This window comes from Polynucleobacter wuianus (assembly GCF_001659725.1).
GTDB lineage: Bacteria > Pseudomonadota > Gammaproteobacteria > Burkholderiales > Burkholderiaceae > Polynucleobacter > Polynucleobacter wuianus.
Window position 1 is genome coordinate 807,252 of sequence record NZ_CP015922.1, and the last position, 12,925, is coordinate 820,176.

Annotated in this window: 14 protein-coding genes; 10 read left to right on the forward strand and 4 right to left on the reverse strand. The window is 45.7% G+C overall.

Annotation, left to right across the window (positions count from 1 at the left end):
* Position 1 precedes the first annotated feature (1 nt).
* Positions 2-709 (reverse strand): glutathione binding-like protein, encoded by a 708-nt coding sequence (locus A8O14_RS04260; protein WP_068949707.1) that lies wholly within the window; start codon positions 707-709, stop codon positions 2-4.
* A gap of 47 nt (positions 710-756) precedes the next feature.
* Positions 757-1,953, reverse strand: a complete 1,197-nt coding sequence (locus A8O14_RS04265) for a pyridoxal phosphate-dependent aminotransferase (RefSeq protein ID WP_068948392.1) — start codon at positions 1,951-1,953, stop codon at positions 757-759.
* 97 nt (positions 1,954-2,050) lie between these two features.
* Here A8O14_RS04265 and yaaA point away from each other — a divergent pair, with 97 nt between their 5' ends.
* Both yaaA and A8O14_RS04275 read left to right on the forward strand, forming a co-directional pair.
* Positions 2,051-2,827 carry a peroxide stress protein YaaA gene (yaaA, locus tag A8O14_RS04270; protein ID WP_068948393.1) on the forward strand — a complete coding sequence of 259 codons (777 nt, stop codon included), beginning with the start codon at positions 2,051-2,053 and terminating at the stop codon, positions 2,825-2,827.
* A complete protein-coding gene (locus A8O14_RS04275) occupies positions 2,827-4,038 on the forward strand; it encodes a DUF2863 family protein (RefSeq protein ID WP_068948394.1) in 1,212 nt (403 codons plus the stop codon). Before yaaA ends, A8O14_RS04275 begins: the two co-directional genes overlap by 1 nt.
* A gap of 67 nt (positions 4,039-4,105) precedes the next feature.
* On the opposite strand, the gene A8O14_RS04280 is transcribed toward A8O14_RS04275, so the two are convergent.
* Both A8O14_RS04280 and A8O14_RS04285 read right to left on the reverse strand, forming a co-directional pair.
* On the reverse strand, positions 4,106-4,483 hold the full coding sequence (locus A8O14_RS04280) for a hypothetical protein (RefSeq protein ID WP_068948395.1): 378 nt from the start codon (positions 4,481-4,483) through the stop codon (positions 4,106-4,108).
* A gap of 17 nt (positions 4,484-4,500) precedes the next feature.
* Entirely contained in the window at positions 4,501-5,490 is a 990-nt protein-coding gene (locus A8O14_RS04285; RefSeq protein WP_068948396.1) for a malate dehydrogenase, read from the reverse strand.
* A 158-nt stretch (positions 5,491-5,648) separates the two neighbouring features.
* Here A8O14_RS04285 and A8O14_RS04290 point away from each other — a divergent pair, with 158 nt between their 5' ends.
* From A8O14_RS04290 to leuC, 8 genes are all read left to right on the forward strand, one after another.
* Positions 5,649-6,386, forward strand: a complete 738-nt coding sequence (locus tag A8O14_RS04290) for a GntR family transcriptional regulator (protein WP_068948397.1) — start codon at positions 5,649-5,651, stop codon at positions 6,384-6,386.
* Positions 6,387-6,517: 131 nt separating this feature from the next.
* On the forward strand, positions 6,518-6,937 hold the full coding sequence (sdhC, locus tag A8O14_RS04295; protein ID WP_068948398.1) for a succinate dehydrogenase, cytochrome b556 subunit: 420 nt from the start codon (positions 6,518-6,520) through the stop codon (positions 6,935-6,937).
* Positions 6,938-6,961: 24 nt separating this feature from the next.
* The gene (gene sdhD / locus A8O14_RS04300) at positions 6,962-7,327 is read left to right on the forward strand and encodes a succinate dehydrogenase, hydrophobic membrane anchor protein (protein ID WP_068948399.1); all 366 of its coding nucleotides are present in this window, start codon (positions 6,962-6,964) and stop codon (positions 7,325-7,327) included.
* 4 nt (positions 7,328-7,331) lie between these two features.
* Positions 7,332-9,110, forward strand: coding sequence for a succinate dehydrogenase flavoprotein subunit (gene sdhA, locus A8O14_RS04305; RefSeq protein WP_068948400.1), 1,779 nt, complete (start codon positions 7,332-7,334; stop codon positions 9,108-9,110).
* Between the two features lie 16 nt (positions 9,111-9,126).
* On the forward strand, positions 9,127-9,831 hold the full coding sequence (locus A8O14_RS04310) for a succinate dehydrogenase iron-sulfur subunit (protein ID WP_068948401.1): 705 nt from the start codon (positions 9,127-9,129) through the stop codon (positions 9,829-9,831).
* Complete coding sequence (locus A8O14_RS04315) at positions 9,828-10,097, forward strand: succinate dehydrogenase assembly factor 2 (protein ID WP_068948402.1); 270 nt, start codon at positions 9,828-9,830, stop codon at positions 10,095-10,097. Before A8O14_RS04310 ends, A8O14_RS04315 begins: the two co-directional genes overlap by 4 nt.
* An 82-nt stretch (positions 10,098-10,179) precedes the next feature.
* Positions 10,180-11,493 carry a citrate synthase gene (gene gltA / locus A8O14_RS04320; protein ID WP_068948403.1) on the forward strand — a complete coding sequence of 438 codons (1,314 nt, stop codon included), beginning with the start codon at positions 10,180-10,182 and terminating at the stop codon, positions 11,491-11,493.
* Positions 11,494-11,510: 17 nt separating this feature from the next.
* Complete coding sequence (leuC, locus tag A8O14_RS04325; RefSeq protein ID WP_068948404.1) at positions 11,511-12,920, forward strand: 3-isopropylmalate dehydratase large subunit; 1,410 nt, start codon at positions 11,511-11,513, stop codon at positions 12,918-12,920.
* Positions 12,921-12,925: the final 5 nt, after the last annotated feature.

Here is a 12,925-nt window from a genome sequence, read left to right on the forward strand (position 1 = left end):
CTTATTTCCTTCTTTGATACTGGGTTGATCCAAATAACTGCTCTCTAGCCTTGTCATCATGCAAGGGCTTGCGTAATGCGGTTAATACTTCGCACCCGCGTATTACGGCAGGGCGCTTACCAATCATTTCAAACCAACGTTTAAAATTGGGGTAATCGTTAATCTCAATTCCTTGATTCTTCCAATTACGGGTCCAGGGATAAATTGCCATATCGGCTATCGAATACGTTTTACCAGCCATGTAGGAATTATCTTTCAGTTGGGTATCCAGCACTCCATATAGACGTTTTGCTTCATTGGTGTATCGATTAATAGCGTATTCAATTTTCTCAGGAGCATAGAGTCGGAAATGGTGGTTTTGCCCAAGCATGGGGCCTAAGCCGCCCATTTGGAACATCAGCCATTGCAAGACTTCGTATTTACCTCGGGTGGTCTTTGGCAGAAACTTTCCTGTTTTAGCGGCCAAGTACAACAAGATGGCGCCAGATTCAAATACGCTAATGGGCTGCCCATCAGGCCCATGAGGATCTACAAGGGCGGGAATCTTATTATTGGGGCTAATTTTTAAAAAGGCTTTAGCAAATTGATCACCCGCACCAATATCAATGGGATGTGCGAACCAATCTCTGCCTAAACGATAGCCACATTCTTCAAGCATGATGTGCACTTTGTGGCCATTTGGAGTGGGCCAGCTATAGACATCAATCACGTCTTTCGCTGAATGCAATTTTTTAGTAGTCATAGGTCTCAGATCTTTTATAGAGGCTGCAAACGTTGCAGGGCGGAGGATAGTGTTTGTTCTTGTTTGGCAAAGCAAAAACGAATGACGCCAGACTCGGTGGTGTTTTCGTAAAAGGCAGACACGGGAATTGCGGCAACGCCAACTTCAGTGGTTAACCATTTACAAAATTCTGCCTCTGGTAATTTAGCTTCAGGAATTTTTAGGGCAGAGTAGTCCACACACTGAAAATAGGTTCCTGGTGTTGGCAACAATTTGAATTTTGTCTTCTCTAAGCCTGCTCTAAAGAAATCCCGTTTGGCTTGATAAAAAGCAGGCAGGTTTAAGTAATGTGATGCATTGGACAAATAAGATGCCAAGCCATATTGCATCGGTGTGTTTACTGTAAACACATTGAATTGATGAACCTTGCGAAACTCAGCAGTTAATGAGGCTGGGGCAGCTACATAGCCTACCTTCCAGCCTGTGACGTGATAAGTCTTGCCGAAACTTGAGATCAAGAAACTGCGCGCAGCCAATTCGGGGTGCGAAGCTACGCTGTGATGCTTTGCGCCGTCGTAGACCATATGTTCGTAGACTTCATCACTTAAGATCAAGGTGGAGGTATTTCTGACGATGTTTGCGAGCTGATCTAAATCAGACTTTTGCCAAACCATACCCGTTGGGTTGTGCGGCGTATTGATAATGAGTAAGCGCGTCTTTGGATTGATTGCTTTTTGAAGGGCATCCCAAGGAATATTGTACGAGGCAACTTGTCCATTTATATCGCGCACCGCCTCTAGGGATACTGCGATCGTTTTTCCACCTGCTAATTCAATGGAAGGTCTATAACTATCATAAGCAGGCTCAATGATGATGACTTCATCGCCAGGGCTTACACAGGCCAGAATAGTGGTGAGAATTCCTTGGGTGCCGCCTGCAGTGATGGTGATCTCAGATTCAGGATCGTAATGGTGACCATATAAATTTTGAATCTTCTTCTGAACACCGTTGCGTAAATCCGCAACTCCAATCATGGGTGGATATTGATTGTGATCTGCCAACATTGCGTCATTGACTTTGGCAATCAAATGGCGATCGCATGGAAAGTCAGGGAAGCCTTGCCCCAAATTAATCGCTTGATGTTTGGTTGCTAGCGCAGACATCACCGTAAAAATCGTTGTACCCACATTGGGCAGTCTACTTGGGAATGATGGGGTCCTGTGGGCGCTCATAAATGAAATCAAAAGGGCAAAATGAGCCCTGTAGGGCTTTTAGGCGGATAAATTCCGTAGTCGCTAGAATGGAACAAATACATATACAAATTGTGCCATGCTGATCGTACTTTCACCCGCTAAATCCCTCGATTACAAGACCCCCGCCAAGGTCAAGTCTTTTACCTTGCCTGAGTTTGTCTCAGAATCAGCCAAGTTGATTGCTGATCTCAAGAAATTAGCCCCCCAAGACGTAGCAAAACTGATGGGTTTGTCTGACCAATTAGCTACCTTGAATGTTGGGCGCTACCGAGATTGGTCTAAGAAGTTCACCGCAGAAAATAGCAAGCCCGCAATCTATGCCTTTGATGGTGATGTCTACGATGGTTTTGACGTCAAAACTCTCAATGCCAAGGCAGTTGACTTTGCGCAAGATCACGTGCGCATTTTGTCTGGCTTATACGGTGCTTTAAGGCCACTCGATCTGATGCAGGCCTATCGCCTAGAAATGGGTACATCCTTTAAGAACGCCAGAGGTAAGGATCTTTATGCCTTTTGGGGTAGCAGGGTGACCGACTCTTTGAAAAAGGTCTTGGATAAGCAAAAGAAGCCCGTCCTACTGAATTTAGCATCCGAAGAGTATTTCAAGGTCTTGCAACCAAAGGAGTTGGGTTGCCCGGTAATTGCGCCAGTCTTTCAGGATGCCAAGGATGGTAAGTACAAGATTATTTCCTTCTATGCCAAGCGAGCCCGTGGCTTAATGGCAAGATATGTCGTAGAGAATCGGATTACTGATCCGGCAGATTTAAAAGGGTTTAATTTGGACGGTTATAAATACTATGCAACAGAATCTAAACCCGATAAGCCTATTTTTAGACGGGCAGAGAAAAAATAATGGCCGTACATCGCACTAAACCCTCTCAGCGCAGCTCCCCAGAAGTCGAAAAGCTGGTAGCAGATGCTATTTCTTTGGCAGCCTCAGGCAGTCAAGTTGAAGATCGTTTTTGGGAAGAGCGTCTGAATGTACGCTTGATGCGTTTGCTTAAAAGTCAAAATCAAAATGTGATTGATGCAGCCCTAGATCAAACCTTTCGTATCAACACGGTTGCCTTTGAAGTCTTGGCTGACATTGCCGAGACTTTGGCGGAGTCGCTCAAGATGGAGCATGAGGGTCAGCAGTGGGATGTCTTGCTATTGGCTATGCCCATCGTCGCGCATACTCGTTACCAAATTCCGTCTGGACCATTGCCTGCCAGTTTGATTGAGTCCACGGCAGGCGCTTTACATGCCGCTATTGCTGCGACTGATACGCGCTTGGCGATTGTTCCTTGGCTTTACAGTATCGACCAGATGCCACATTCACATTGTCAAACGCGTGTTCTCACAGAAGCCCTAGCGACCGCTGCGATCTCAGGTAAAGATGTCAAGCTTGAGCTGCGCGATATGTCTGAGACGATTGCAGTGTTAGCCGATCCTCGTTTTGTTATTGCCGCATTAAGTGCGCCTAGTGGATCACCGATTTTTAAATGGCAAGAAGAATCCCCTGCGCGACAAGAACGCGGCGTGAGTTTGATTGGTTGGCAAAATGCTATGCAAGAACCTATCGCCTCAATGCTTCCCGGTTGCGAATTTGAACTTCTTTTGCCGGAGGCGTATTTCACAAATTGCCGCTTGGCAGATAAGCATGTGCGCCCATTAAGTATTCGCGCAGCCGTAAATTTCCTAGAAAGCACGCTAGGCATTCTCCCTGCCGGCCTATCTTGTGTGGTTGGCGCCTTTGGTGAAGAGCAAGCTGATGAATACCGTATCTCCTTTAGCGCTAAGGGATCATCAGAGATCATGTACGGTGTGATCTGGCCTTTATATGATCGCGAGAGCGTTGCGAGTGATGCACTCAATGATTTATCGGATGACGAGAGCCCAATTAAGAAAATCTGTGATGCTTTGCATGATGCTGGAGTGGAGGATGTCTTCCGTCATGCAATGTTATTTGATCCAGAGCTCTGTGATGACTGTGGTGCACCGCTATTTCCGGACCGCTCAGGCGAGGCTGTGCACGCAGAGATGCCTGAAGACACGCCAACCCAGCAACCACTCTTTCATTGAGTGATGCAGTGAAATAAATAAAAAAGCCGAGGATCTCTCGGCTTTTTTATTAAGTACTACTTAAATCTTAGTTTTGTACAAAAGGCTCTGCGCCTGCAAACAAATGCGGTAATTTACCTGACTTCATTTCTGCCGTTTGACAGAAATCCGCTAGGCGATTACCCGTTTTGATATTGAACAACATTGCCTTGTTACCAAGCACTACCAGGTCATGGCCAGTATCAGTATTTTTGTAGCGAAGGCTACCCGGCAATGAATTCTGACGATCTAAATCGTAGGTCTTTGTTTCCCAAGTCAGACGAATTTTTTCCATTGAGCCAGTAGTTTTGAACTGTTTGCTTTCGCTGCAGGTCCAAGTAAATACTTCTTCATTAGCCGCAGATACATGTGCAGCACCAAAGAGAGCTACAACAGTGAGGCTAATACTAAGAAGAAATTTGTTCATGTACTGTCCTAATTTAATTAAGAGAGCAAGTGCTTAACGCCAGCTTGCTCTTCAAGCAATTCATTCAAAGTATGAGTCATACGCTCACGTGAGAACTCATCGATCTCTAAGCCTTCGATCATTTTGTACTCGCCGTTTTCACATGTTACAGGGAAGCCATAAATCACTTCTGCAGGAATGCCATATTCGCCTTTAGAAGGAATGCCCATGGTGACCCATTTGCCATTCGTACCAAGAACCCAGTCGTGAATGTGGTCAATTGCAGCATTAGCCGCAGAGGCTGCAGAAGAAAGACCGCGCGCATCAATAATTGCTGCACCACGCTTACCAACAGTGGGAATGAACACGTCTTTGTTCCATGCCGCATCGTTGATTGAATCTTTAACAGACTTACCGTCAACAGTAGCAAAGCGATAGTCCGGGTACATCGTTGGGCTGTGGTTGCCCCAAACAACCAACCTCTCAATCCCAGCAACTGGCTTGTTTAGCTTGGTGGCCAATTGTGAGAGGGCGCGGTTGTGATCAAGACGTAACATCGCTGTAAAGTTTTTCGCAGGAATATCTGGAGCAGATTTCATTGCAATGTAAGCATTGGTGTTTGCTGGGTTACCAACAACTAATACTTTGACAGTCTTCTTTGCGACGGCATTTAATGCTTTACCTTGAGCAGTAAAAATTTGCGCGTTAGCGGAGAGTAAATCTTTACGCTCCATGCCAGGACCACGAGGACGTGCGCCAACCAAGAGGGCAACATCAATATCTTTAAATGCGGTCAATGGATCAGAGTGAGCCGTAACGCCAGCCAATAATGGGAATGCGCAGTCCTCTAACTCCATGATCACGCCGGCAAGGGCCTTTTGAGCTTTTTCGTCTGGAATTTCAAGCAATTGCAGAATCACGGGCTGATCCTTGCCCAAAAGGTCGCCATTGGCGATGCGGAATAGAAGGGAATAACCGATTTGACCGGCTGCACCGGTTACGGCGACACGCATTGGGGCTTTTGCCATTACTAATAACTCCAGAGGAAGGTTAAGAGGGTTGATTAATGAAAACTTTTCTATTATCCATTCAAGTGTAGGGACTTTAGCTTTACACTGTCAATGACGTCTTATATAAGACTAGAATTACTCAGAATTTTATCCAATTGAAGTCCTGTGGAGTTAATTTGTCAGAAGTAAATTTGCCTATCGCCTCATTTAGCCCTCTGTATGAACAGATTAAGGTAATGATTTTGGCTAGTCTGCAAGCGGCCGAATGGTTGCCGGGGGCACCCATTCCCAGTGAAATAGAGCTTGCGGCACGCTATGCGGTGAGCCAAGGTACTGTTCGTAAGGCAATTGATGAACTGGCTGCTCAAAATCTCCTAGTAAGACGTCAGGGTAAGGGCACTTTTGTTGCCACCCATCAAGAAGATGACTGGCAGTATCGTTTCTTACGCCTGGCGCCAGACTCAGGAGAAAAGTTTCATCTAACTAATCAATTTTTGGTCTGCCAAAGGACCAAGGCTAGTGCCTACATAGCTAATTTGCTTAAATTAAAGGCAGGTGACCCTGTCATTTATATTGATCGAATTCAGAGCTTTGCTGGCCAACCCGTTGTTTTTGAAGAGATTTGGCTTCCCTGTACGCGATTTAAGGATCTTGATCTAGAAATCTTGAATGAGTGGCATGGGCCGGTTTATGCCCTCTATGAGAGTAAATACGCCACCCATATGGTCCGGGCAGAGGAAAAAATCAAAGCCGTTGCTGCTGATGAGGCGTTGGCAAAGCATCTTAAGCTGGCGGTTGGTGCACCGCTACTTTCAGTAGAGCGAGTGGCCTTCACCTACGGGAATAAACCAGTAGAAATTCGGCACGCAAGATACGACACTTCTGAGCAGCATTATGAAAATAAATTGAACTGAACTTATCCGTAAAACCCCTTTTTAACCCCTATAAACCCTTAAAAACCCCCACTAGCCTCAAGGTTTCCAATAGAATATGTTGCGACACAACAAAATCACACTGAACCTCCACCCAAAGATAGAGATTACCCATGGTTGAAGCACAGCAAAATGTAAAAAAAGATAGACCGGTTTACCGCAATATTGGTCTAGCCCAGTTGATTAAATACCGCCTTCCTTGGGCAGGAAAAGTTTCGATTCTTCACCGCATCAGCGGTGCAGTATTGTTCCTTCTACTGCCATTTATTTTGTATCTCTTTGATCAGAGCTTAGCTTCAGAGCTTAGCTACCAAAAATTTCAAGCCTTTACTGGCAACATCTTGGTAAAAATTATTTGCCTAGGTTTGATCTGGTGTTTCTTGCACCACTTCTGTGCTGGCATCCGCTATCTCTTGCTCGATTTGGAAATTGGTGTAGAGAAGTCAGAGTCCAATCGTTCGGCCATCATCGTGTTGATTGTTGGTATCGCTCTGACTGCAGTAGTCGGTCTTAAATTATTTGGCTTGTACTAAGCGCACATCACTTAAGGAAATTTCATGCCTATTTATCAAATTGGACCAAAGCGCTTAGTTGTAGGTGCTCATTACGGTCTTAAAGAGTGGATCATTCAACGCGTTACTGCGATTGTGATGGTGGTATTTACCGTTGTATTGCTCGTTGACTATTGCATTACCGGCAGCGCTACCTACGAAGGCTGGTCTAGCTTGTTTAGCAATCAATTCATGAAGTTGCTGACGTTCTTGGCCTTGTTTAGCTTGTTCTACCACGCTTGGATTGGCGTGCGTGATATCTGGATGGATTACATCAAGCCGGTAAGTATTCGTTTGACACTTCAAGTGTTGACCGTTTTGTATCTCGTAGCCTGTGCGGCCTATGCCGTACAAATTTTGTGGAAAGTGTAATTCGATGACTGCGATTCAAAAATCATTGCCACGCCGCCGTTTTGATGCGGTGATTGTTGGTGCGGGTGGTTCAGGTATGCGTGCTTCATTGCAGTTGGCTGAAGCTGGCTTGAATGTTGCTGTATTAACTAAAGTATTCCCAACCCGTTCACATACAGTTGCAGCGCAGGGTGGTATTGGCGCTTCATTGGGTAACATGAGTGAAGACAATTGGCACTATCACTTTTATGACACGATCAAAGGATCTGACTGGTTGGGTGACCAGGACGTGATCGAGTTCATGTGTCGTGAAGCCCCAAAAGTGGTTTACGAGTTAGAGCATTTTGGTATGCCGTTTGACCGTAACCCAGATGGCACGATTTATCAGCGTCCATTCGGCGGCCACACTGCAAACTATGGCGAGAAGCCAGTACAACGCGCGTGTGCTGCAGCAGACCGTACTGGCCACGCGATGTTGCATACCTTGTATCAACGTAACGTGCGCGCAAAAACCAACTTCTTCGTGGAGTGGTTGGCACTTGACTTGATCCGTGATGATGAGGGCGATGTCGTTGGTGTTACTGCTCTCGAAATGGAAACTGGCCAGGTTTATATCTTGGAAGCCAAGATTGTGATGTTGGCTACTGGTGGTGCAGGTCGTATTTGGGATGCATCGACTAACGCATTTATTAATACCGGTGACGGCATGGGACTTGCAGCCCGCGCAGGCATTCCATTGGAGGACATGGAGTTCTGGCAATTCCACCCAACTGGTGTAGCTGGTGCCGGTGTGTTGTTGACAGAGGGTTGTCGCGGTGAAGGCGGCATCTTGCGCAACAAAGATGGCGAGCGTTTCATGGAACGTTATGCACCAACATTGAAGGATTTGGCTCCACGCGATTTCGTATCACGCTCAATGGACCAAGAGATTAAAGAAGGGCGCGGTTGCGGTCCTAACGGTGACTATGTGGTGCTCGATCTGACACACATTGGTGCCGATACGATCATGAAGCGTTTGCCCTCTGTGTATGAAATCGGCATAAACTTTGCGAACGTTGACGTAACCAAAGAGCCAATTCCAGTAGTGCCAACTATTCACTATCAGATGGGTGGCATTCCTACCAACATCAATGGTCAAGTAGTTGTGCCTGCAAATGGCAAGCCTAATGAAATTGTTAATGGTTTGTACGCGATTGGTGAGTGCTCATGCGTTTCTGTACACGGTGCAAACCGCTTAGGTACTAACTCATTGCTCGACCTTTTGGTATTCGGTCGTGCAGCAGGCAACCACATCGTTGGTTTGAACTTGAAGAACCGTGAGTTCAAGAAGTTACCTGCGAATGCTGGTCAGCAAACCTTGGAGCGTATTGCAAAGTTGGATAGCTCTTCTTCTGGTGAATACGCACAAGACGTTGCAAACGATATTCGTAAGTGCATGCAGAAATACGCTGGTGTGTTCCGCAATCAAGAGTTGATGGACGAAGGTGTTCGTCAAATGGCTAAGTTGACAGAGCGCGCGAAGAATTTGTGGGTTAAAGATAAGTCTGAAATTTTCAATACCGCACGTATTGAAGCTTTGGAAGTTGCTAACTTGGTTGAGACTGCAAATGCAACCATGATTTCTGCGGCAGCTCGCAAAGAAAGTCGTGGTGCTCACTCACACGACGATCACCCACATCGTGATGACGACAACTGGATGAAGCACACGCTTTGGTATAGCGAAGGCAACCGCTTGGACTACAAACCAGTTCAACTGAAGCCATTGACTGTTGATTCAGTTCCTCCAAAAGAACGTACTTTCTAAGTAAGAGAGATAGAGAATGAGTGATATCCGTATATTTGAAATTTACCGCTACGATCCAGATGTCGATGCAGCTCCTCGCATGCAGCGCTATGAGTTAGAACTGACTGGCGAACGTATGTTGTTAGATGCGTTGATTTCTTTGAAGAAACAAGACGAAACGATTTCTTATCGTCGTTCATGCCGTGAAGGTGTCTGCGGTTCAGATGCGATGAACATCAACGGTAAAAATGGCTTGGCTTGCTTGACTAATATGTTGACATTGCCTAAGGTCATCACATTGCGTCCGCTACCTGGCTTACCAGTCGTGCGTGATTTGATCGTTGACATGACTTTGTTCTTCAAACAATACCTGTCTATCAAGCCTTACTTGGTGAATGACAATCCACCTCCAGAAAAAGAGCGTCTCCAGAGTCCTGAAGAGCGTGAAGAGTTGAATGGCTTGTATGAGTGCATCTTGTGCGCATCTTGCTCCACTTCATGCCCATCATTCTGGTGGAACCCTGATAAGTTTGTTGGCCCAGCCGGTTTATTGCAGGCCTATCGTTTTATTGCTGATAGCCGCGACGAAGAAACCAATCAACGCTTGGACAACTTAGAAGATCCGTACCGTTTGTTCCGTTGCCATACCATCATGAATTGCGTGGATGTATGTCCTAAGCATTTGAACCCAACGAAGGCGATTGGCAAGATCAAGGAGCTGATGGTTCGTAGGGCAGTATGACCCTCGGCAACGCAGAACTATATCGTTTAAAGAGTGATGCTCGCAGGGGCTTACTAGAGAACGATTTAATTCTGCAACGTTTCTTTGAGCGTTACGGTGCTCAGTTAAGCGTAGAAGATGGAAAAGTATTAAGTCAGCTATTGGCGCTAGATGACAACGACCTGATGGATTTGTTGATTGGTCGTAGGGATTCAGTGGTAGGGCATGAAAAGGAGATGGAGTCTGACTCTTTTAAAACAGTTTTACAAAAGCTAAGAGAAAAGTAATTCCATCTTTTGGTGCATTAGTGGTGTAAGCGTGTGATCGAATAGTGTATTAATCATAATTTTGAATGACTAAGGATTAGAAATGATTGAATCGGACATCAAGGCAAAACTCTCGTTTTCGGATGGAACACCAGATATTGATCTGCCAATTTACAAAGGGACAGTCGGTCCTGATGTAATCGATATTCGTAAGCTCTATGGTCAGACTGGTAAGTTCACTTATGACTCCGGTTTCCTTTCTACTGCCTCATGCAATAGCAAAATTACCTACATCGATGGTGATAAGGGTGAGTTGCTCTATCGTGGCTATCCCATTGAAGACTTAGCGCATAACTGCGACTTCTTGGAAACTTGCTATCTCTTGATCAATGGCGAGTTACCAAACGCGACTGAGAAAAAAGATTTTGAAAATATGGTCATGCACCACACCATGGTTCATGAGCAAATGCAATTCTTCTTGCGTGGCTTCCGTCGTGATGCACATCCAATGTCTGTATTGACAGGCTTAATTGGCGCAATGGCTGCTTTTTACCACGATGAAATTGATTACAGCGATCCACATGCTCGTGAAGTAGCGCAAATACGCTTAATTGCGAAGATGCCTACCTTGGTAGCAATGTCTTACAAGTATTCCGTCGGACAACCATTTATCTATCCCGATAACTCTTTGTCATACACCGCAAACTTTATGCGCATGATGTTTGCAACACCGTGTGAGCCATACAAAGTGAATCCAGTATTGGTTCGCGCATTGGATCGCATCTTCATATTGCATGCTGATCATGAACAAAACGCCTCTACTTCAACGGTGCGTTTGTGTGGCTCCTCTGGCACAAACCCATTTGCGGCTATCTCAGCTGGTATCGCTTGCCTTTGGGGGCCAGCCCACGGTGGTGCAAACGAAGCTTGCTTAGATATGTTGAATCAAATCCAAGCAAATGGAGGAGTGGAGAAAATTGGTGAGTTCATCGCTCAAGTCAAAGATAAGAACTCTAGTGTTCGCTTAATGGGCTTTGGTCACCGCGTCTATAAGAACTTTGATCCACGCGCAAAACTCATGCGTGAAACTTGCTATGAAGTATTGAACGAACTTGGTCTGCAAGATGATCCATTGTTTAAATTGGCAATGACACTTGAAAAGATTGCTTTGGAAGACGAATACTTCGTTAGCCGTAAACTCTATCCAAACGTAGACTTCTACTCTGGTATCGTTCAGCGCGCGCTTGGCATTCCAACAGAAATGTTCACTTGTATCTTTGCATTGGCAAGAACAGTGGGTTGGATTGCGCAGTGGGAAGAAATGATTACCGATCCTGAGTACAAGATTGGACGTCCACGTCAGTTGTATGTTGGCGAAACTTCACGCAAGGTTCCTAATATTGCCGCTCGTAAATAAAGGTTTTAAGGTCTCTCATGTCTCGTACGCTTTATGACAAATTGTGGGATGACCACGTTGTTTACTCTGAAGAGGATGGCACAGCCACGATTTACATCGACCGTCAATTACTGCATGAGGTAACCAGCCCTCAGGCATTTGAAGGTTTGAATCTGGCTGGTCGTCCAGTATGGCGCATCTCTGCCAACTTAGCGGTTTCCGATCACAACGTTCCAACGACGGATCGTTCCCAAGGCATCACTGACCCGATTTCTAAGTTGCAAGTTGATACCTTGGATCAAAACTGTGATGCATTTGGTATTACGCAATACAAGATGAACGATACCCGCCAAGGGATTGTTCACGTCATCGGACCAGAGCAGGGTGCGACCTTGCCTGGTATGACTGTGGTTTGTGGTGATTCGCATACCAGCACACACGGTGCTTTCGGTGCTTTGGCTTTTGGTATTGGAACATCGGAAGTTGAGCATGTTCTAGCAACCCAAACATTGCTCATGAAAAAGAGCAAAAATATGTTGGTACGCGTAGACGGTCGTTTGCAGCCAGGTTCTACTGCAAAAGATATTGTCTTAGCGGTCATCGGCAAGATTGGAACTGCAGGCGGAACGGGTTACACCATTGAGTTTGCTGGTGAAGCGATTCGTAATTTATCTATGGAAGGTCGCATGACCCTCTGCAACATGGCGATTGAAGCGGGCGCACGTTCTGGCTTAGTCGCAGTTGATGAAACCACAATTGAATACATTCAAGGTCGTCCATATGCACCGAAAGGCCCAGCACTATTGCAAGCAATGCAGTACTGGAGAACCTTGCATTCTGATGCGGACGCGAAGTTTGATGCTGTAGTCGAATTGCGCGCAGAAGAAATTGCGCCACAAGTAACTTGGGGAACATCTCCTGAGATGGTGCTTTCGATCAGTGACCGTGTTCCTGATCCAGAAAAAGAGCGCGATCCAAATAAACGTTCAGCTATGGAGCGTGCTTTGGAGTATATGAATCTCATTCCAAATACACCGCTGAGTAGTATCTCTGTAGACAAAGTATTTATTGGCTCATGTACAAATAGTCGGATTGAAGATATTCGTGCTGCTGCCAAAGTGGTCGATCGCATTGGTAAAAAGGTAGCAGCTAATGTGAAGTTGGCATTAGTAGTACCTGGCTCTGGTTTGGTAAAAGCCCAAGCTGAGCGTGAAGGTTTAGATCGCATTTTTAAGGCCGCTGGCTTTGAATGGCGTGAGCCTGGTTGCTCCATGTGTTTGGCGATGAATGCTGATCGCTTAGAGCCTGGTGAGCGTTGTGCGTCCACTTCTAACCGGAACTTTGAAGGTCGCCAAGGTAATGGCGGTCGTACCCATTTGGTGAGTCCAGCAATGGCAGCTGCTGCTGCAATTGAAGGTCACTTTGTTGACATTCGCAAGATTTCATAAAGGTA

Excerpts from the sequence above, each read along its gene's own strand:
- A8O14_RS04315 (WP_068948402.1), top strand. The coding sequence starts at position 9,828 with ATGACCCTCGGCAACGCAGAACTATATCGTTTAAAGAGTGATGCTCGC.
- A8O14_RS04285 (WP_068948396.1), bottom strand. The coding sequence starts at position 5,490 with ATGGCAAAAGCCCCAATGCGTGTCGCCGTAACCGGTGCAGCCGGTCAA.
- gltA (WP_068948403.1), top strand. The coding sequence starts at position 10,180 with ATGATTGAATCGGACATCAAGGCAAAACTCTCGTTTTCGGATGGAACA.
- A8O14_RS04280 (WP_068948395.1), bottom strand. The coding sequence starts at position 4,483 with ATGAACAAATTTCTTCTTAGTATTAGCCTCACTGTTGTAGCTCTCTTT.
- A8O14_RS04265 (WP_068948392.1), bottom strand. The coding sequence starts at position 1,953 with ATGAGCGCCCACAGGACCCCATCATTCCCAAGTAGACTGCCCAATGTG.
- yaaA (WP_068948393.1), top strand. The coding sequence starts at position 2,051 with ATGCTGATCGTACTTTCACCCGCTAAATCCCTCGATTACAAGACCCCC.
- sdhC (WP_068948398.1), top strand. The coding sequence starts at position 6,518 with ATGGTTGAAGCACAGCAAAATGTAAAAAAAGATAGACCGGTTTACCGC.
- A8O14_RS04310 (WP_068948401.1), top strand. The coding sequence starts at position 9,127 with ATGAGTGATATCCGTATATTTGAAATTTACCGCTACGATCCAGATGTC.
- leuC (WP_068948404.1), top strand. The coding sequence starts at position 11,511 with ATGTCTCGTACGCTTTATGACAAATTGTGGGATGACCACGTTGTTTAC.
- sdhD (WP_068948399.1), top strand. The coding sequence starts at position 6,962 with ATGCCTATTTATCAAATTGGACCAAAGCGCTTAGTTGTAGGTGCTCAT.
- A8O14_RS04275 (WP_068948394.1), top strand. The coding sequence starts at position 2,827 with ATGGCCGTACATCGCACTAAACCCTCTCAGCGCAGCTCCCCAGAAGTC.
- sdhA (WP_068948400.1), top strand. The coding sequence starts at position 7,332 with ATGACTGCGATTCAAAAATCATTGCCACGCCGCCGTTTTGATGCGGTG.